This is a genomic window from Nocardia sp. Tas62D01 (assembly GCF_055232035.1).
Genome location: NZ_JBUYUZ010000001.1, coordinates 4,365,021 through 4,384,769 on the forward strand (window position 1 = coordinate 4,365,021; position 19,749 = coordinate 4,384,769).

Here is a 19,749-nt window from a genome sequence, read left to right on the forward strand (position 1 = left end):
GGGACCTGCCATGTCGGTCCCCGCCTCTAAAATTCCACTATGGTGACCCGCCGGAAATTCGGTGGCGGCCCGGGTCGGCCGAGCATCGAGGTTGAATTGAGCAACCTCGACAAGGTGCTGTACCCGGCGACCGGAACCACCAAGGGCGAGGTCATCGCCTACTACGCGGCGATCGCCCCGGCCATGCTGCCGCACATCGCGGGCCGCCCGGTCACCCGTAAACGCTGGCCCAACGGGGTCGACGAGCCGTCGTTCTTCGAGAAGAACCTGCCCGCGCATGCCCCGTCGTGGCTGGAGCGCCATACCATCGAGCATTCCGAACGCCGGGTGGTGTATCCGGTGATCGACTCGGAGGCCGGGTTGGCCTGGCTCGGGCAGCAGGCGGCGCTGGAAATCCATGTGCCGCAATGGCGTTTCGACGGTGACGAGATCGGCCCGGCCACCCGGCTGGTGTTCGACCTCGATCCGGGACCCGGCGCGGGGCTGGCCGAGTGCGCGCGGGTGGCGTTGGCCGTGCGCGACATGGTCGAGGGCATTGGGTTGCACGCGTTCCCAGTTACCAGTGGTAGCAAGGGAATTCACATCTATGTGCCGTTGGATCGGGAGCTGAGTCCGGGTGGTGCGTCGACGGTGGCCAAGCAGGTGGCCACGAATCTCGAAAAGCTGCACCCGGATCTGGTGACCGCCACGATGGCGAAGGCGGTGCGCAGCGGCAAGGTCTTCCTGGACTGGAGTCAGAACAATCCGGCCAAGACCACGATCGCGCCGTACTCATTGCGCGGGCGGACCGAGCCCAATGCGGCGGCGCCGCGCACATGGGACGAGATCGAGAACCGAAACAAGCTGCGGCACTTACGCTTCGACGAGCTGCTCGTGCGCTGGCGGGACGACGGCGACCTGCTCGCCGAACTCGACCCGCCGCTGTCGAGCGCTGATGCGCTGACGAAGTATCGGTCGATGCGCGATCCGGCGCGCACGCCGGAACCGGTGCCCGCGGCAGTGGCCGACTCGGGGTCGGGCGATCGGTTCGTCGTCCAGGAACACCATGCGCGGCGGTTGCATTGGGACGTGCGGCTCGAACGCGACGGAGTGCTGGCGTCGTGGGCGGTGCCGAAGGGGCCGCCGACCTCGTCGGACCAAAACCGTCTCGCTGTGCACACCGAGGATCATCCGCTGGAATACCTCGACTTCCACGGCGCTATTCCGAGGGGCCAGTATGGCGCGGGGGAGATGACGATCTGGGATTCGGGGACCTACGAGACCGAGAAGTGGCGCGACGACGAGGTCATCGTCGAGTTCCATGGCACTCGGCTCCAGGGCCGATACGCGCTGATCCAGACCAATGGCAACCAGTGGCTGATGCATCTGATGCGCGAACGGCCGCCCCGTGCCGACGATACGACGCAGCCCAACGGCTCGGAGGGCACGACCAAGAGCTCCGAACATGAACCGGACGCAGCCGAGGCGCCACGGGTGGCGCAGCGGTCGAGTGAACCCGCGCCGTTGCCGCGCGGTCTCGAGCCCATGCTGGCGACCCAGGGCGAGGTCGGCGATCTCGATGCCGCCGAGTGGTGCTTCGAAACCAAATGGGACGGGTTCCGGCTGATCGTCGAGATCAATTCCGGCACACTGACATTGCGCAGCCGCAAGGGCAATACCGTGACGAACCGGTACCCGGGGATAGCGGCACTTGCCACCGAATTGGCCGGGCACAGCGTGGTACTCGACGGTGAGGTCGTGGTGTTCGACGATCGTGGCGTCGCTAATCTCGGTCTGCTGCAAGCGGATGCGGCGCGAGCGGTGTTCGTTGCCTTCGACCTGCTGTATCTGGACGGGACTTCGCTTATCCGCAAACGGTATTCCGATCGCCGCCGGGTACTGGAGGCACTCGCCGCGAACGCACCGTCCATGCTGGTGCCGCCGCGGCTGGACGGCTCGGGCGCCGACGCGCTGCGCTACAGCCAGGAGCAGGGGTTGGAGGGTGTGGTCGCCAAGCGGAAGGACTCGGTGTATCTGCCGGGCAAGCGCGGGCATTCGTGGGTGAAGGAGCGCAACTGGCGCACCCAGCAGGTGGTAATCGGCGGCTGGCGGCGCAGCGATGCAAGGAATTTCAAGTCGCTACTGGTCGGCATCACGCGCGAGGGCAGGCTCTACTACGTGGGCCGGGTCGGCACCGGGTTCAGTGAGCCCGACATGAGGGACCTGGCCAAGCGGCTGAACAAGCTGGAACGCAAGACGAGTCCGTTCGACAACGAACTGACCGCGGACGAGCGCCAGGACGCGGTGTGGGCGTCACCGAAAATCAGTGGGACCGTGCGGTTCATGAACTGGACCGAGACCGGGCGGCTCTGGCATCCGGCATGGTTGGGTACCTCGGACTGATTCGGTACCGCCTGGTCGGCGCTGCGGTGTGATCGTGCTCGCCGTCGTCATGCCCGCCGATTGCGGCGGTGCCGTCAGGCTTGGTCGCCAACCAGTAGTGGGATGAGTGTCGTGCTGTCGGTGATCATGGCGTGGCCCTGGAACTCGAAGTCCTCGTAGGCCCGCGTCATGGCATCCTTGTCGCGGCCGCCGCAGGCATCGCTGATGACCACCGGCACGAAACCGAGATCGGTCGAATGGGTGACGGTGGGGGCGATGCCGATCTCCAGCGCGACGCCCGCGATCGCGTAGGCGCCGATACCGAGGTCGCGCAGCACAGCGGCCAGCGGCGTGCCTTCGAATGCCGACATCGAGGTCTTGTCGAACACCACCTCGTCGGCGAGTGGCCGCAATTCCGGAACCAGTTCGAAGGCCGGGGTATCGCGTTGCAGGATGAATTTCACGTCCTCGACGGACTTCGCCTGCTGCCAGCTCATCGCCATCCGCAGGGCGAACGTGCCGCTCAGTCGCTCCGGCAGGAAGAAGTGCCGCAGGAAGATCACCGGGTAGCCGCCGCGGCGGGCGGCGTCGACGATGCGCACGACCCGTTCGATGATTTCCGCGCTGTCGGGTAGTTGGCTCAGCACACCGACCTGCATGTCGTAGACGATCACGGCCATGCGGTGCGGCGCACACACATCGGCGAGTTCTTCGGGAATGTCCAGTCCGTTGCCATGCCGCATGGTTAGCTCACTCCATTCTCCATGCCCGATCACGGTCCGGACCCGGCCGATCGCGATTCGGTTGCGCTAAAGGTACTTTCGAGCCCACTGTAGCGATGGACATCCAGGACGCCTACGGCGACCGCGCGGCCCTTCGATGACCGTTGCCGGGCCCTGTTCGGGCAGTACCGTCAGTGGCCGGTGGGGCCGCCAGGGTGCTGATCAGGGTTCTCCGCGGGCGAAGCATGCGCCCAGCCGCTATTGCAAGACGTTGACCGCTCGGGCGATGACCAATGCCGCCAGAATGAGCGAGATCATCGACTGCACCATCATCATCGCCTTGGCCCACCGCGACATCGGCATCACATCGGTCGGGCTGAACGCGGTCGCATTGGTGAACGACAGATACAGGTAGTCCGCGAACTGCGGCTCCCACTCCGGCGGGGCCAGATCGGGGTTCTGCATCTGCACGAACAGGAAGTCCGGCAATGGCTTTCGCGCATGCGCCCGCGCCGCGGGCCCACCGCGATCGAACTCCCAGTACCCCAGTCCGAACACCACCACATTGGTCAACCAGATCGCGCCGCCCGACCCGAGCAACTGGGCGGGCTGGTCACTGAGGGTCCCGTCGATCAGACCGAGCACCAGCCGATCCGCCGACCAGGCCGTCGCCAGCGCCAGCAGCGCGGTCATTACCAAGCCGCCCGACCGCAGCCATCTCTCTTCGCGGTCGATCCGCACTGGATTGGCCACCACCAGCACTACGAGCAGCGCCACCTCCAGCGTGGGCAATAGCCACGCGGGTTCCGGCAGGAACTCCTTCGGCAGCACAATCTGCAGAACCACGATCCCGAGCATCGCCACGGTTGCGGCAATCCGAGACTCACCGGCCGTTCGCCGCTGCCAGGCCGGAACGTCGTCGTCGCTGTCGGTCACACGGCTCAGTATCGTCGCGTCCCTACCGGTTCTGCGCGCCTGCCACGCATTCGAAGTTTGCTGGATCCAGGACGCGAGCATGCCCTTGGTGATCGGCTGATCGCGCCCGCGCGGGCGTTCATATCAGTAGGCCGAGCGCGACCGAACCGAGGCAGACCGCGACGACGACGGCCAGCGCGATCGCGTCCCGGCGGCCGGGGGAGCTGGGGTGGGCGGTGAGTTGGCCGGTGCCGCCGCGGGCGGTGATGGCCTCACCCAATTCGCCTGCGCGGCGTGTGGATACGACCATGGCGGCGGTGAGGATGTCGATGAGGGGGTTTTGGGTGGCGCGGTGCACCAGATCGGGTTTGGGGCGCAGCTTGCGCGCCGCGCGCAGCACCCGCATTTCGTCAAGCAGCAGCGGCAGGCCGCGCAGCGTGAGGGCGGCGACGACGGCCCATTCGTCCACGGGCAAACGGAGTTTGCGCAGTGGCGCACCCAGTTTGGCGAGCGCGGGAGCTATATCGCCCATCGGCGTCGTCCAGGCGATCAGGAATGACGCGGCGATCATGACCAGGCCGAACGCCGCGATCTGGGCATAGCGCAGCACGGCCGCACCGCCGACCGGCACGTTTACCAGCGCGCCGACACCGAGTAGTGCCCAGAACCACCAGGGCAGCCGCGGCAGCGTGCCGAGCGGCAGCCGCGCGACCACGCCGACCAGGAGCAGGAACGCGACCATCACGCCGAGCACCGGCCAGGACGGCAGGAACATCAGCACCAGACTGATCAGGAACGCCGCGATCATCTTGGTGCCAGCCCACAGGCTGTGCACTGGGCTCGACACCGGGACCTGACGAAACAGCACCGGGCTCATCAGTGGCCTCCGTGCTCTAGGCGCCATGCCGTCGCGGCATGCGAATCATGCTGACGTACCAGGGAATTCGTGGTATCGGCCTGCTGATGCACCGGCTCGGCGCCCAAGATGCGACCGGACTGCAGGTGTACGGTCCGGTCGCAGACACCCGCCAGATCATCGACGTCATGCGAGATGACGATCAGCGTGAGCCCGGAATCACGTAGGCGCGCAAGGAGTTCGACCACATCGGCGCGGCCCTCGGGGTCGAGCCCCGCCAGCGGCTCGTCGAGCACGACGACCTGCGGGTGGCTGGCCACGATCGCCGCGAGCACCACCCGTTTCGCCTGTCCGCCACTGAGTTCCTCGATGGATCGCGCGGCCAGCCGTCGATCGAGGCCGACGGCATCCAGCGCGCGCCCGACCGCGCCCGAGCCGGTGACCCGCCCGCCCCAATCGGCGATCTCGGCGCCGACGGTTTGCTTCTGCAGCTGCAGCCGGGAATGTTGGAACGCCAATGCCACTCGGCCGATCTGCTTCCCGATCGGCTTTCCCGCGAGTTCGCAGCGCCCGGAGCTCGGTTCGATCAATCCGGCCATGATCCAGGCGAGCGTCGATTTGCCGGATCCGTTGCCGCCCACGATCAATAGCGCCTCACCGCAGCGGACCGACAGGTCCACACCGTGCAATGCCGGTGCCTCCCAAGGGGTTCCGTGATTGTAAGTGTGGCGCACATCGCGCAGTTCCAGGATCGGCTCGCCCATCGGGCGGCGCCGCAGGTCGCGCATCGGCCGCGGCCAGGCGGGCAGCCGATCGACGGTGAATCCATCCGACAGGTGCACGACCCGATCGGCGGCCGCGGCGTCGGCCTCGTGGTGGGTCACCAGCACCACCGCCATGTGATGCCGTTTCGGCAGCCCGGCGAGCAGGATGACCAGGTCGCGACGGCCCGCGGGATCGATCATCGACGTGGCCTCGTCGGCGATGAGCAGCGCGGGGCGGCGGGCCAGCGCCGCGGCGACCGCCAGCCGCTGCTGTTGGCCGCCGGACAGGGTGGCCGTTTCCTTGTCGCCCATGCCGCCGAGACCCACCTCGCGTAGCAGCGCGTCGATGTCGACCTCGGCGGCCAGTTCCTCGGATAGACCCCACACCACGTCGTCGGCGACCAGCACGCCGACGGTCTGGCTTTCGGGCCGCTGCAGCACCATCGCGGTCCCGCCCAGGTGACCGAGGCCCGCGGAGCCGGGGCGTTGCACCGTGCCCGAGGTGGGCGGGAGACCGGCGAGTAGTCGGGTCAGCGTTGATTTGCCGGATCCGTTGTGGCCGACGATCGCCACGAACTCGTCGATACCGACGGTGAGGTCGATGCCGTGCAACGCGTCCACCGGCGCACCGGGATACCGGAAGGTGACATCGCGCAGCGTCACCGGCAGCGGGGCGATCGGCCGGTCATCCGGTGGCGCGTCAAGCCGGTCGCTGCCGGGCAGCCAGGCCAGCCGGTCCAACACCGAGCCGAGCACGAACCAGGAGAACACCGCGGTCGCGACCACGCCGGCGCTGATACCTGCGCCGACCCAGGCCCACCACGAGGCGAGCACCGAATCGGTGAGGTCGGCGGCGACCCGCCCGAGCGGCGCCAACTGCGGCTGGCGATCGGCGAGGTTCTGGATGCCGTGCGCGAGGTTGCGAACGTTGTCGAACAGCAGATCCCTGGATCGGGACAACACCAGCAGCGATCCGACGGCGAACGAGGCCCACAGCAGACCGGCCAGCGCCGAGAGCCCGAGCACCGCAGTCAGGCCGCCGCCCCGCCGTTTCACCGTCCCGATGATGCCGGCGAGTGTGGCGGAATTCACCAGACCGATGGCGGGCGCGATACCCGCCGCGACAAAGGTGACCATGGTGGCCGCGATGGTGGCGGCGATCAGGGCGCGCAGCCGGTAACGGTTCGCCAGCAGGCCGAGCGGCACCGCGGCGACCAACTGCAACCCGGCCGCGAACGGGATCACCGATCCGATGGTGACCAGCCCGACGGTGACACCGCCGAGCACCGCGCCGGTGGCCAACTCGATCGGGCGCAGCGCTCCACGCGCGACGGGGTCGGCGGCAATGGGTAGATCACTCACAGAACAAGTCTGCCAGCCCGAAGCAGGCGGGTTGCGGCAATGCGCACGCTCGCAGACGTCCGGGCGGTCAGGCGGCAGGTGTGAGGGTGTAGTCGGCGGCCTTGATTTTGCGGATGCCGCGGCGGTAGCTGATCTGGGTGCCCGGCCAGTTGTTGGTGATGCGGCCGGAGGCATTGCGGTACCAGCTGGAGCAGAAGTTCCACGGCGTCCTGGCCAGGCGCTGTTGCAGTGCGGTGTTGAACTGCTGCTCCGGCTCCGCACGCACCTCGAGGTAGTGACCGGGGCGGGCGGCCAACAGCTCGACAGCCTTGCGGATGTAGCGGGCCTGCGATTCGATCATGTAGATGATCGATCCCACACCGAGATTGGTGTTCGGGCCGTAGATCAGGAACAGATTCGGGAAGTCCGGCACGGTGATTCCGTGATACGCGTGCGCGCCGGTCTGCCAAGCATCCGAGAGCTTGCGCCCCGCGCGGCCATAAATATTGATCGGCGAAAGGAATTCGGTGCCCTTGAACCCGGTCCCGTAGATGATCACGTCGGCCTCGTGCACGGTCCCGTCGGCGGTGCGCAGGCCCTGCGGCGTGATCTCGGTGATCGCGTCGGTCTCCACCTGCACGTTCGGCTGGGTCAGTGCGGGGAAGTAGTCGTTGGAGAACAGCCCGCGCTTGCAGCCGATCGGATAGTCCGGGGTCAGCTTGGCGCGCAGCTCCGGATCGGTGACCTGCCTCTCCAGATGCCGGGTGGCGATCCCGCCGACCAAATTGCCGATACGCGGGAACTCGACGAACCCGAGCGCCACCAACTCGGTGATGGCCCACCAGCCGAATCGCTCGACAATCAACGCGCCGGGCAGCCGTGCGAAGAGTTTGTGCTGGATCGGCGTGTAGTCGGTGTCGAACTTTGGCAGCACCCAGGCCGGGGTGCGTTGGAACAGTGTGAGGTGCGCGACCTTCGGCTGAATTTCCGGGATGTACTGGATTGCGCTGGCACCGGTTCCTATGCAGGCCACCCGTTTTCCGGTCAGCTCGACGCTGTGGTCCCATTCGGCGGAGTGGAAGGACTGGCCCGCGAAGGTGTCGATGCCGGGGATGTTGGGCATGGCAGGCCGCGACAGCTGGCCGACCGCGGGGATCAGGACGTCCGCGGTCCGCGTGGTGCCGTCCGTGGTTCGCACCGTCCAGCGGCCTGAGGCGTCATCGAACTCGGCGTCGGCCACCTCGGCGCCGAACTGGATGCGCTCGAGCAGGTGATGCCGGTCGGCTACACCGCGCAGATAGTCGTGAATGGCCACTCGGCCCGAGTACCGTTGCGGCCAGTCCGGCTTCGGTTCGTAGGAGAACGAATACAGCGGCGAGGGCACGTCGCAGGCGGCGCCGGGATAGGTGTTCTCCCGCCACACGCCGCCGATGTCGGTGGCCCGCTCCAAGATGGTGATGTCGTCGAAACCGCCGCGCCGCAGCTCAGTCGCCATTCCGATGCCGCCGAAACCCGATCCGATGATGAGGACCGACGGCCGGTCTCCAGTTTTCATGTGACACCCCTCACCGCAGTGCATTGATTCCACTCTAGGACCGCCGGGCGCGGCGCCGCTGGAGATTGCGGACGGCGGATCGAGATTTTCGGCCATAATGACCATGTGGGATGGGTGCAGGATCCAGGAGTCCGCAACTGGAACTTTCCGCGCGGAATAGCCAGCGTGGTGCTGATGGTCGGCTACGCGGGCGAACAGGGCGTACCCGCGGCACGGATGCTTGCCGGGACCGGGCTGACCGAAGCGATGCTGCGGGACCCGGATGCCCAGATCGACGCGCATATCGAGCTCGCCGTGGTGCGCAATCTGGTGCGCGAGTTGGCCGACCGGCCCGCCCTCGGCATCGAAGTCGGCCGCCGCTATCGGATCACCACCTTCGGGATCTTCGGCTTCGCCTGTGTGAGCAGCCCGACGCTCGGTGAGGCGATCCAGTTCGCGTTGCGCTATCTGGAGCTCAGCTTCACCTTCTGCCTGCCCTTCGCCGAATGGCGCTCCGGCGAATTCGTCGCCTGGGTGCACGACGAATCGATCCCCGCCGACGTGCGCCGGTTCCTGGTCGAGCGCGATGTCGCTGCCATGCATCAGGTCATGAGCGACCTGCTCGGCAACCATCTGCCGCTCGCCCGCGTCGAATTCCGTTCCGCCGAACCGACATACGTGGACCGTCTCACCGAGGTGCTGGGAGTTCGACCCCGATTCGGGTGCACGCAGAACCTATTCTCCATCGATCCGGTGATGCTGGAACAGCCACTGCCGCAAGCCAACGAACACACCTGGGCGATGTGCCTGGCCCAATGCCGCGACCTGGTCGATCGCCGCCGCACCCGCTCCGGCATCGCGGCCGAGGTCCGCGAACTGCTGGTATCCGGCGGCAGCGACGGCTTCGCCGCCCCACCCGGAATCGACACCGTCGCACGCGATCTCAACATGAGCACCCGCACCCTACGTCGCCACCTGGACGCCGCAGGCACCAGCTACCGCGCACTACTCGACGAGGTCCGCCGCGCCCTCGCCGAGGAAATGCTCACCGCCACACCACTTTCGGTAAGCGACGTAGCCATTCGACTCGGCTACGCCGAATCCTCGACCTTCATCTATGCGTTCAAGCGGTGGACCGGGGCTACTCCAGCCGTGTATCGGCGGGAGCGGGTGCTGCACAGGTAGGGCGGGGGTTGTGCGTGCCTGAGCTTGTCTGGGCGGTCCCCCTACTACCGGCACTCGTACATCGCAAAGTCTTAACTCGTTGCTGCAGTTGACATTTGGGTGCATTTCAACAATCATCAGCGGCGCCACTCGACGATCGGAACGCTCTCACCAATTGACTACAACTCAGGAGTAGCTCCTTTCACCGATCCGGCACCGTCCGGGGGTTCGTTGATCTGCGCACAGGAGGCTCCATTGGTTCGGCGATTGCGGCGCAACGGTTCTCGTCGAATCAGTGCCGTCGTAGTCGCGCTTGTCTTCAGTGCCACCGCACTCGGCACACCCGCCGCGGCCACCGACGGCGTCGACCCCTATCTGGATGGTCTCGCCGAGGCCGCGCCGACGCCGGAACTGCACTGGTCCGACTGCCAAGACGGCTTTCAGTGCTCCGCCGCGCGAGTACCGCTGGATTACCACCGGCTCGATGGCGACCAGATCGACCTCGCGGTGGTCAAGCTGCCGGCCGCTGATCCGAGCCGTCGCATCGGCACCCTGTTCGTCAATTTCGGCGGTCCCGGCCCGTCTGGCGTCGACCGACTGCGGGAGCGGGCCCGGTGGCCATGGTTGTTCTCCGATGAGCTGCGGTCGCGTTTCGACCTCGTGGCTTGGGATTCACGGTCGGTGGCGCGCAGCTCGGCGACGCGGTGTTTCCCGAATACCGACGAACAACTCGCCTTCCTCGGCTCCATGCCGGAAATGCCTACCGATGCCAGCGGCGAAGCTGAGTACTTCGCGCGCGCTGAGGAACTCGCCGACCGCTGCGAACGCAACGCCGGGCCGATCCTGAATCATGCGTCCACCGCCAATACCGCGCGCGATCTGGAATTGCTGCGCCGCGGGGTCGGCGATCCGCAACTCACTTACCACGGAATTTCCTACGGCACCCAACTCGGCGCGATCTACGCGAACATGTTCCCGAGCCGGGTGCGGGCGATGGTGTTCGACGGGTCGATGGACTTCGAGGGCAACGTCAACGGCCATGACGGACAGGGCACGGCGGTCCCATTGGACGTCAGACAGAATGTGGCCGCCGGTATCGCGGGCACCTTCGACGAATTCCTCCGCCGGTGCGCGGCAGCCGGTCCACGCTGCGCATTCGGTGCGGGCGATCCGCGACTGAAATGGATGGTGCTCACCGAGCGAGCGCGCGTGGCGCCCATCAGGGTGGCGGACCAGAGCTGGACCTATTCGGCGATTATCGGTGCGGCCAGCGCACTTTCGCAGCCGTCGACCTACCCGGATCTCGCCACCCTGTTGCAGACGCTGTTCGATACGGGCACCGCTCTCCCCGCCCTCCCCGGCCTGCGGTCGATCGCCGACGCCTCGTATCTGGGCAACCGCACTGAGGCGTTCTACGCGATCCAGTGCAGTGACAGCGCCGTGCCCACCGATCCCGCCGTCTACAGCCGCGCGGCCATCACCGAGGACCAGCGGGTACCGCACTTCGGACGGGTCGGCGTCTTCAGCACCACCGTCTGTGCCTTCTGGCATGGCCACGACGCCGACCGGTACACCGGCCCGTGGAATCGCTCGACCTCGGCCCCGATTCTGGTCCTCAACAGCAGATTCGATCCGGCCACACCGCTGTCCGGCGCGGTCGCCGGCGCCGCCGAACTGGCCAGCGCCCGGGTCGTCGTGATCGAGGGCGCCGGCCACAGCAGCATGTATGTGGCGAGCACCTGCGCCGAACAGGTGAAGCGGGAGTACCTGACGTCCGGGCTGCTGCCCGAGGCCGGCACCAGCTGCGACATCGACAAAGCCCCGTTCGACTGACCACACCGCCGCTACACGGCCGCCGAAAACGTCCAGGTCGGGGTCCCGGTAGTAATCGGGGCTGATACTGGTAGGCACCCGTATTCAAGTGGTCGGAATTCCTCCCGGTGAAACGGGCTCAGCGGGTGTGGTCGCCGGGTGCGTAGGTGTTCCAACTTCCTCCGGCGGCCGTCCAGATCCGGTTGAGTGTCGTTGCAGTAGCATTCCGACAGCTTCCCTATCTAATCGCGTCGATCAGCAACTTCGCTGCCACCGTCGCCCCGTCGGCGCGGATCATGCCGGCCACTACGCTTGCGCGCGCTCGGGTGGTGGACGTCAATGCCATGTCGAGAGCGGCGGACAATGACGCTGTATCGGGACCAGCGTCCTCACACGCCGCGCCAATGCCGAGACCGACCACCCGGCGCGCCCAGTACGACTGGTCCATCATCTGGGGTACCACCACTTGAGGCACGCCAGCCCGGGCAGCGGTCGTTGTCGTGCCCGCGCCGCCGTGGTGGATGACAGCGGCGACCCGAGTGAACAGCGCCTGATGGTTGACCTCTCCAACGGCCATGCAGTCGGGGAGGTCGTCGATCACGGCCAACTCGGCCCAGCCACGAGAGAGGAGCGCACGGCGGTTGTGCGCGCGGATTGCTTCGATCGCGACCCGGGCGATGCCGTTGTGCACCGGCATGCTGCCGAAGCCGATATACACCGGGGGTGTACCCGCGTCCAAGAACGCCTCCAATTCGGCGGGGAGGGGGCGTTCGTCGGGCACGATCCAGGCACCGGTCTGTACGACGTCCAGACCGGGTGATTCTGGCCATGGCCCCAGAACCGGGTCCGCTGCCAACCACGGGCGGTCGGTGATTACGTGGTCGCGCACACTGCCCACCGGTGGCAGCCCGAGCGCCGCCCGGCGGGTATCCAGTGCTTCACCGAATTGCGCGTTCCACCCCTGAGCGTCGATCTCCCACTGCACTTGGTTACCAATCGCCTCCGGCGCAGGCCGATCGCCCGGCATCCGCGGCATCGGCGGATGATGCGGCGAGGGCAGGCTGGTCGGCTGGTAGCTCGCGTACTGGTAGTGGATTCCCAGCTTCTCAGCGACCGACCGGGCGGCGATCTCCGTAATGCCGGTTGCTATTACCGCATCGCATCCTGCGGCTGCTGTGGAGATCGTGTCGAACTGAACTGCGGGCCACTGGTCTGCGTAGTCCAGCCGATCCGCCAGCGAGGCTTTTGCGCCATGCGAACCTGGCATCGGCGGCCCCAACGGCACCAGCGGCACGCCCAGTTCGGTGAAGCGCCTCTCGAAGTCCGGTGGCGTGCACACCCGCACCTGGGCTCCGAGTTCCCGCAACCGCAGCGCGAGCCCCAAGGCCGGCTCGATATCGCCGTGCGTCCCGCTCGCAGACAACAGCACCCGCAACGTCACTCCTTATTCGCGTGTTCCGGCGTGGACCGTAGTCGGCCATAGGAAGTCCGGCGATCAAAGTGTCCCCACCGGTGACGATGGCTTCGGCGTGATGACTCGTCCAGGCTCGCTGCGGCTGTGACGAGTGGCTTCGCGTGGCCCGAATGTGTCCCGGAACCACCGAGCAGATGCTGCAAACTGCTCACCTCGTCCACCACCCGAGTGCCGTTGCAGTACTAGAGTCCCGGGTGATGGTGCGGTCGAATAACACCCAGTCTCAGTGGGACTGGTGTTCGCCCGTTCGGCGCGTGGGTCAGAGGGGTTGGTCGCCGATCCAGCCGCCCATCGGGACGCTGCGGAAATGTGTTGTCATGCGGTGGTTTTCGTCGATGACGTGTAAGGCTACGGCGGGGTCGGGAGCGTAGTCCATCACGTGGTGAGGGAGGTCGAGTTCCCACTCGCCGCCCAGTATCGATGCGGTGCTCGGGGCGACCAGCAGCGGGCGCCCGGCGAAGGTGGTCGCGACCGAGGAGTGGGCGTGGCCGGTGACCACGCCCACGATGCGTTCGTCGGCGGCGACGAGTTCGGCGAGGCGGTCCGGTTCGGTCAGCGAGATCTCATCGATGATGGGGCTGAAGAGCTGGGCCGGCGGATGATGCAGTGCCAGCAGCACGGGCGCGTCGGCGGGGGCGGCGGCGAGCACACCGCGCAGCCAGTCGTAGGTCTCGTCGGTCAGCCTGCCGCCGGGTTCGCCGGGGATGCTCGAATCCATCAGGGCGACGGTCAATTCGCCGACCTCATGCGCGTGATTGATCGGTGCGGTCGAGGGCGGTTCACCGAGCAGCGAGGTGCGGAAGGCGGCGCGGTCGTCGTGATTGCCGGGAATGGCGTACACCGGAATGTCGGCTTGCAGCGCCATACGCGCCTCGGCGTACTGATCGGGCTTGCCGGCATCGGTGACGTCGCCGGTCAGCAGGATGGCATCGGGCCTACGTCGCAGGTCTGCGAGAAAGGCCATCACCCGCTCGACACGTTCGGCGTTGCGGGCGCCGAGATCGAAATGTGTATCGCTGACCTGAGCCACCAGGATCATCGGCGTTCGCTTTCTCTGGGGGGATCGCTCCGTTGCGTCAGAGTGTGCCCTCGTCGCGTTCACGGCACGTCATCAGGCTAGATGACCTGCGCATTACGCGTCGCCATGAGCCTCGCCACCGGGGTGCCCCGGACTGAATTGTGTCGACTCTCACAGTCGCACATCGCCGGTGTGGTGCGCCGGGCTCATTTGCTCTCCGTTGGTCCCGCCGCTCAGCAGTCCGCTATGCGGCCTTTCGATGGCCGGACCACCGGCTTACGCGGACAGTTTCGGTCCCGATCGCGAGCTTCCTGGTTCGAGTCGGCGAACGTGTCCGTGCAGGCCGATCTACCGCTGCACGGTTAGTGCGGAGAGGGTCTGTAGTGCGCGGAGAAAGGCTTGGCGATCCGCTGGGGTCAGGTGCTTCAGCAGTCGGTCTTCCTGCTCCTGTATCTCGCGTTGCGCGTTGTCGCGGGTGGTCCGGCCTGCGGGGGTGAGGGACACCAGGTGGGCGCGGCGGTCGGCGGGGTCGGGTTCGCGGTGGATGAGGCCGCGCTGCTGCAACTCGTCGAGGACGCCGATGATGCGGGTCTTGTCCGCGCGGATTGCCTTCGCGAGGGCGGACTGGGTGTAGACGGGCTCGTCGCCGAGCCCGAGCAGTACCCCGTAGCCCCACATCGTCAGGTCGTGGCGCTCGAGCACGGGCAGTTCCGCCGCGGTGAGCGCGCGGCCGAGCGGCACAATCATTGCGGCCAGGTCGGGTCGCTTCACTTCCGGCATGGTTAGAAAATACTGCTTGTCATATCGTAAGCATAAGCATATGGTAAGCGATAGATTATGATTTGTCCGCACATCGAGAGGACTCCAATGACCAGCGATTCGGATACCCGCGCGGTAGCAAAAGAGCTGCGCGCCCTCAACGCGCTCGGCGACGACGTCGATCTCGTCGCGCTCAACGCACAAGCCGTCCGCACCAGCATCGACCTGGTAGCCCAGGTCGCGGCAGCGGATCTGTCCAAGCCGACACCGTGCGCGGGCTGGACACTGCACAGCCTGCTGACGCACATGATCGCCCAGCACTATGGTTTCGCCGCCGCATCGCGCGGCGAGGGCGATCTCGCGCTGTGGAAGCTGCGGCCCCTCGGCGACGACCCGGTCGCCGATTACCGCGCCTGCGCCGAGCATGTCATCGCGGCTTTCGCCGAGGACGGCGTGCTCGAACGGAAGTTCCCGCTACCGGAGTTCAGCGCCGGCTTCCTATTCTCGGGTGCACAGGCGATCAGCTTCCACTTCATCGACTACGTCGTGCACTCCTGGGATGTCGCCCGAACCCTCGGCAGGACAGTGACTTTCGACGACCACCTCCTGAAAGCCGCCCTCCCCGTCGCCGAAGCCGTCCCCGGTGGCCAGATCCGCCTCGCCCCAGGCTCCGCCTTCGCGCCCGAGGTCCCCTGGTCCGGCGATTCCACCCTCGACGAAATCATCGCCATCTTGGGCCGATCACCCAACTGGCCGGAATAGGCCGAGAGCCCGCGCCGGTTTCGTGCCGCTGCCTTCCGCTGAGCGGCTATGCGCGGTGTGGAGGAGTTCGTCGACTCGGTGGAGACCCGTGGCGGGTGGCTAAGGTCGGTAGGTGTCAATTCGCTTCTGCCGGGCGGCTGTTCGGTGGCGTGTAGGTGTTGATCGGCTTCGCGGCGATTGTGGCGTGGAGGCGGGTCGGTGGGGCACCGGTTCGCTTCTGCTGAGCGGCTATTGCGCGGCGTGCAGTAGTTCGTCGGCTCGGTGGAGGATCGTGGTGACGGTGTTCGGGTCGGCCTGTATTGGTTGCCAGAAGTCCGGGCCGGGGGTTGCTTCGAGGGTGAGTTCTTGGGCAGTGCGCCATGGTGCGGTAAGGCCGAGGCGCCAGGAGTGTAGGTAGGTGCGGTTGTCTTTGCCGGACTTGTCGAAGAGTGGGTCGCCGACGATCGGGTGTCCGATCCAGGCCAGGTGCACGCGGATCTGGTGGCGGCGGCCGGTGATCGGGCGCAGCGCGAGGACGGTGTGTTCGTCGCAGCGGTGGATTGTGGCGAACTCGGTCACCGACGGATAGTTCTTGGTATCCAACAGGTCTGCCGCGTCGACCGACCAGCGGCAGTCCTCCTGGCGAATGCTCTCCCGCGGCGCGGCGATACGGACTCGGTTCTTGCGCCCGACGCTGAGCGGCAGATCGATGACGCCGCGATCGGGCAGCCCCGTCGATTCGACAATAGCCAGATACGCCTTCTGTGCGGTCTGTTTGTTGAACTGCCTGGTCAGCTGGCCGTGCGCGGCGAGTTCCTTGGCAAGCAGCACGAGCCCAGAGGTCACCTTGTCGATCCGATGCACCGGATACAGCGTCTCGCCCGCCGCCGCGGCCGCCTCGACGATGTCGGTATCGTGCCGCTCCCCGGTGACGGAAATTCCGGCGGGCTTGTTCAGCGCCAAAACCGCCGCGTCCTCCAACACGACGCACGTCCGCCGCAACTGCGCCCAGTCCACATCCACCAGCATGAGCTTAGGGTCATGCCCTGAGGTCGAGTCGGGTACGGCCGGAGCAAACGTCGCGAAGGAGAACTCGGAAATAGTAAGGCAAACTTGCAAGCTTTCCTGTCGATCGTTAGCGTGGTGGAGTGACGGCTGAACGGCAGGTGCGCGAAATGGCCGAGGAACTACAATTTACCCTCGGCCTGCTGGTCCGGCAGGTGCGGGCAGCATCCGCCGCCGATGGCGTGACGCTGTCGCAGACTTCCGTACTCAAACACCTCGCTCGCGAAGGTTCAACGACCGCGGTCGAATTGGCTCGTGCCGAAAAGGTCCGACCGCAATCGGTGATCGCGACCGTAAATGCCTTGCAGGAGCAGGGTTTCGTCGCCCGAACGCCGCACCCGACCGATGGCAGGCAACTGCTGATCGCGCTGACCGCACAGGGGCGTGAGTTTCTGCGCAAGCGCCAGGCCACCGGCCTCGGACTGCTGGCTCAGTTGATGACCGAGCGCTTCACCCCCGCCGAACAGCAAACCCTCTCCGCCGCAATCCCTTTACTGCGCCGCCTTGCCGAACACTGACCCACATTCTCGAGGAGATCGCCATGCCCGAACTCGCCTTGGACAACACCGCCCTTGTGCTCATCGACCTGCAAAAAGGCGTCCTCGGCCTGCCGACCACGGTCCCGGCGGGCGAGATACTGCGACGAGGCATCCAGCTCGCGAATGCCTTCCGCGGTAACAAACTTCCCGTTGTACTTGTCAAGGTTGCCTGGTCCCCGGACGGCGGTGACCTGCCCGTCGCCGCGGCCGATCAGCCCGGCCCGGTCGCCGCGCCACCGGCCGCCTTCTCCGAAATTCCCAGCGAACTGGCCGAACTCGGCGATGTCGTGATCACAAAGCGGCACTGGGGCGCCTTCACCGGAACCGAACTCGATCTGCAACTGCGCCGCCGCGGCATCGACCGCATCGTCCTCGCCGGCATCTCCACCAGCGTCGGCGTCGAATCCACCGCCCGCACCGCCTGGGAGCACAGCTACCAGCTGGTGTTCCCCGAAGACGCCAGCACCGACCTCGACCCCGCATCGCACGCGCACTCCTTCGGGAAGATCTTTCCGAGGATCGGCCGGGTGACCACGACAGACGAAATCCTCAGCACGCTGCACGGCTGATCGATGGCCCGCAGCGTGGCTGTCGGATTGGAAGGGTTGCTGACGCGCGGCCGGTTTGCTCGGCTACTCGGGTCGTTTCTGGCCCTCGGATGACGGTGGGGGAACATGGACTTCGTTTGTTCAGAGCGTCAGTGCGGAAGGCGTGACCTCGCTGCGGGCGGAGCTCGGTTCGGAGTCGCGGGAACGGTTGCGTCGGCTCGCCCTCGCCGCGGCCGCACCGCCGCCCTCGGCCACGCCCCGGTCGACGGATGTGTATGACCGGGACGCCAACCGAACTCACCCTAACTATTGACCGCCAGGGTGATCAGATCGCTCACCGCATCGGACATGGAAACCGCGACCGCGTGCGAGGCGGTGACCTCGACAGCGTGGGCGCCGGCACGTTCGACCATGAACCGCTGGGCACGGATCGGGATGCTCTTGTCCTCGGTGGTCAGCAATGCGTAGGCGGGGATGGACTTCCACGCCGCCGCTGATGCCGTCTCCTGCAATGCGGCCAGCGCGACCGGCCGCTGTGTCACGGCCATGAACTCAGCGGTCGCGACGGGAACATCGGCGGCGAACTGCTGGCGGAATTGCTCCTGCCGGATGTATAGCTCGGTCGCCCAGCTCCCGTCGGGAAGCGGGTAGGACGCCTCTCGAGTGGTCGATGCCAGGGTGGACCCGGGGAACTTGGCGGTCAGTTCCAACGCGCTCTCGCCTTGGTCGGGGATGAACGCGGCGATGTAGACCAAGGCTTTGACGCGAGGATTCGCCTCGGCCGCCACGGTGATGACGCTGCCGCCGTAGGAGTGCCCGACCAGGACGATCGGTCCCTCGACAGTGCGCAGTACCGAGCCGATGTAGGCGGCGTCGCTATCGAGACCGCGCAGCGGGTTGGCAGCGGCAAGGACTGAATGTCCCTCCTGGCGCAGCCGCTGGACGACTCCGTTCCAACTGGAGGAGTCGGCGAACGCGCCGTGCACCAGCACGATGGTCGGTGCGTAGGACGCGGTGACTGGATCGGTGCTCATGACTGTTGTCCTCCATGATCGTGCTGCCGGTGGGCTGGCGGATGGGGATCATGCGGGGTACAGGGCGGATCGCAGTGTCGCAACAGCCTGTGCGACAGCGGCTTTCGCGGCGTGGGTGTAGTGCATGGAGTTGACCATCACGAAGTCGTGGATGATCGCGCCGTACCGGACCTGCGTCACCGGGACACCCGCCGCGCGCAGCTTGCCCGCGTATGCCTCGCCCTCGTCGCGGAGCACGTCGGCCTCGCCCGTGATGACCAGCGCCGGGGGCAGACCGGTCAGCTGCTCGGTGGTGGCGCGCAGTGGCGATGCCGTGATCTGCGCGCGGTCCGCCGCGCTGGTGGTGTACTGGTCCCAGAACCACTTCATGCCCTCGAGGGTGAGGAAGTATCCCTCGGCGAATCTCCGGTAGGACTCGGTGTCGAAGTTGGCGTCGGTCACCGGGTAGAACAGAACCTGCTGCACGAACGAGACGTCGCCGCGCTCCTTGGCCATGAGGGTCAACGCGATGGCCATGTTCCCGCCGACGGAGTCGCCCGCGATCGCGATTCTGGACGCGTCGAGACCCTTCTCGGCGCCGCTGCTGGTGACCCACTGGGCGACCCGGTAGGACTGTTCGTTCGCGACCGGGTACCGCACTTCCGGCGACCGGTCGTACTCGGGGAACACCACGGCCGCCTGCACGCCGACGGCGATATCGCGCACCAGCCGGTCGTGGGTGTGTGCGTCGCCGAACACCCAGCCCGCCCCATGGGTGTAGACAACGACCGGGAGCGGTTCGGTGGCGCCCTGCGGTTTGACGATCCGGACCCGCACCGAGCCGGTGGGGCCGCCCTCGACGGTGATCCACTCCTCGTCGATCTCGGGTTTGAAGATGGGGCTGTCCTGCACGCCGTCGACGGCCCTGCGGCCCTCTTCCGGACTCAGCTGGTAGAGGAATGGCGGCTCCGAAGTCGCGTCGACAAACTCCTGCGCCGCCTGCTCGAGCGAGATACGCAGCGGGTTTCCTGTCATCGTCGTGCCTTTCTCGTCATCGGATGTGTGGTGAATGGTGAAGCGGGTCAAGCAAGTTCGGCGATCGCCTCGGTGTTCACCGAGACGT

At 66.5% G+C, this 19,749-nt stretch carries 17 protein-coding genes; 6 read left to right on the forward strand and 11 right to left on the reverse strand.

From position 1 onward, the window contains the following. Positions 1-39: 39 nt before the first annotated feature. Positions 40-2,382 carry an ATP-dependent DNA ligase gene (locus ACV7NQ_RS20885; protein WP_463361208.1) on the forward strand — a complete coding sequence of 781 codons (2,343 nt, stop codon included), beginning with the start codon at positions 40-42 and terminating at the stop codon, positions 2,380-2,382. A 74-nt stretch (positions 2,383-2,456) separates the two neighbouring features. Here ACV7NQ_RS20885 and ACV7NQ_RS20890 read toward each other — a convergent pair whose 3' ends face one another. The 5 genes from ACV7NQ_RS20890 to ACV7NQ_RS20910 all read right to left on the reverse strand — a co-directional run bounded on the left by ACV7NQ_RS20890 (position 2,457) and on the right by ACV7NQ_RS20910 (position 8,514). Beyond that, positions 2,457-3,104 (reverse strand): cysteine hydrolase family protein, encoded by a 648-nt coding sequence (locus tag ACV7NQ_RS20890; protein WP_463361209.1) that lies wholly within the window; start codon positions 3,102-3,104, stop codon positions 2,457-2,459. A gap of 237 nt (positions 3,105-3,341) precedes the next feature. Beyond that, positions 3,342-4,019, reverse strand: coding sequence for a hypothetical protein (locus ACV7NQ_RS20895; RefSeq protein WP_463361210.1), 678 nt, complete (start codon positions 4,017-4,019; stop codon positions 3,342-3,344). Positions 4,020-4,137: 118 nt separating this feature from the next. Beyond that, positions 4,138-4,875, reverse strand: a complete 738-nt coding sequence (locus tag ACV7NQ_RS20900; RefSeq protein WP_463361211.1) for an energy-coupling factor transporter transmembrane component T family protein — start codon at positions 4,873-4,875, stop codon at positions 4,138-4,140. Next, positions 4,875-6,980 (reverse strand): ABC transporter ATP-binding protein, encoded by a 2,106-nt coding sequence (locus tag ACV7NQ_RS20905; protein WP_463361212.1) that lies wholly within the window; start codon positions 6,978-6,980, stop codon positions 4,875-4,877. The genes ACV7NQ_RS20900 and ACV7NQ_RS20905 overlap by 1 nt, the downstream gene beginning before the upstream one ends. Before the next feature lie 67 nt (positions 6,981-7,047). Further along, entirely contained in the window at positions 7,048-8,514 is a 1,467-nt protein-coding gene (locus ACV7NQ_RS20910) for a flavin-containing monooxygenase (protein WP_463361213.1), read from the reverse strand. Positions 8,515-8,619: 105 nt separating this feature from the next. Here ACV7NQ_RS20910 and ACV7NQ_RS20915 point away from each other — a divergent pair, with 105 nt between their 5' ends. Then, positions 8,620-9,678 carry an AraC family transcriptional regulator gene (locus ACV7NQ_RS20915; protein ID WP_463361214.1) on the forward strand — a complete coding sequence of 353 codons (1,059 nt, stop codon included), beginning with the start codon at positions 8,620-8,622 and terminating at the stop codon, positions 9,676-9,678. 246 nt (positions 9,679-9,924) lie between these two features. After that, positions 9,925-11,490: an alpha/beta fold hydrolase gene (locus ACV7NQ_RS20920; RefSeq protein ID WP_463361215.1), complete on the forward strand. Its 1,566-nt coding sequence runs from the start codon at positions 9,925-9,927 to the stop codon at positions 11,488-11,490. A gap of 217 nt (positions 11,491-11,707) precedes the next feature. On the opposite strand, the gene ACV7NQ_RS20925 is transcribed toward ACV7NQ_RS20920, so the two are convergent. From ACV7NQ_RS20925 to ACV7NQ_RS20935, 3 genes are all read right to left on the reverse strand, one after another. Next, a complete protein-coding gene (locus ACV7NQ_RS20925) occupies positions 11,708-12,904 on the reverse strand; it encodes a glycosyltransferase (protein ID WP_463361216.1) in 1,197 nt (398 codons plus the stop codon). A gap of 298 nt (positions 12,905-13,202) precedes the next feature. Continuing rightward, entirely contained in the window at positions 13,203-13,982 is a 780-nt protein-coding gene (locus ACV7NQ_RS20930) for a metallophosphoesterase (protein ID WP_463361217.1), read from the reverse strand. 327 nt (positions 13,983-14,309) lie between these two features. Continuing rightward, complete coding sequence (locus ACV7NQ_RS20935; RefSeq protein ID WP_463361218.1) at positions 14,310-14,741, reverse strand: MarR family winged helix-turn-helix transcriptional regulator; 432 nt, start codon at positions 14,739-14,741, stop codon at positions 14,310-14,312. Positions 14,742-14,828: 87 nt separating this feature from the next. On the opposite strand from ACV7NQ_RS20935, the gene ACV7NQ_RS20940 reads away from it, so the two are divergent. Then, positions 14,829-15,482: a TIGR03086 family metal-binding protein gene (locus ACV7NQ_RS20940; RefSeq protein WP_463361219.1), complete on the forward strand. Its 654-nt coding sequence runs from the start codon at positions 14,829-14,831 to the stop codon at positions 15,480-15,482. A gap of 228 nt (positions 15,483-15,710) precedes the next feature. Here the strand turns inward: ACV7NQ_RS20940 and ACV7NQ_RS20945 are convergent, their stop codons facing one another. Next, the gene (locus ACV7NQ_RS20945) at positions 15,711-16,484 is read right to left on the reverse strand and encodes an RluA family pseudouridine synthase (protein WP_463361220.1); all 774 of its coding nucleotides are present in this window, start codon (positions 16,482-16,484) and stop codon (positions 15,711-15,713) included. A 152-nt stretch (positions 16,485-16,636) separates the two neighbouring features. Here ACV7NQ_RS20945 and ACV7NQ_RS20950 point away from each other — a divergent pair, with 152 nt between their 5' ends. Both ACV7NQ_RS20950 and ACV7NQ_RS20955 read left to right on the forward strand, forming a co-directional pair. Continuing rightward, positions 16,637-17,044, forward strand: a complete 408-nt coding sequence (locus ACV7NQ_RS20950; protein ID WP_463365758.1) for a MarR family winged helix-turn-helix transcriptional regulator — start codon at positions 16,637-16,639, stop codon at positions 17,042-17,044. 23 nt (positions 17,045-17,067) lie between these two features. Continuing rightward, positions 17,068-17,634 (forward strand): isochorismatase family protein, encoded by a 567-nt coding sequence (locus ACV7NQ_RS20955; RefSeq protein WP_463361221.1) that lies wholly within the window; start codon positions 17,068-17,070, stop codon positions 17,632-17,634. Between the two features lie 281 nt (positions 17,635-17,915). Here the strand turns inward: ACV7NQ_RS20955 and ACV7NQ_RS20960 are convergent, their stop codons facing one another. Both ACV7NQ_RS20960 and ACV7NQ_RS20965 read right to left on the reverse strand, forming a co-directional pair. Next, positions 17,916-18,647, reverse strand: a complete 732-nt coding sequence (locus ACV7NQ_RS20960; protein WP_463361222.1) for an alpha/beta fold hydrolase — start codon at positions 18,645-18,647, stop codon at positions 17,916-17,918. Positions 18,648-18,695: 48 nt separating this feature from the next. Then, positions 18,696-19,661 carry an alpha/beta hydrolase gene (locus tag ACV7NQ_RS20965; protein ID WP_463361223.1) on the reverse strand — a complete coding sequence of 322 codons (966 nt, stop codon included), beginning with the start codon at positions 19,659-19,661 and terminating at the stop codon, positions 18,696-18,698. Positions 19,662-19,749 lie beyond the last annotated feature (88 nt).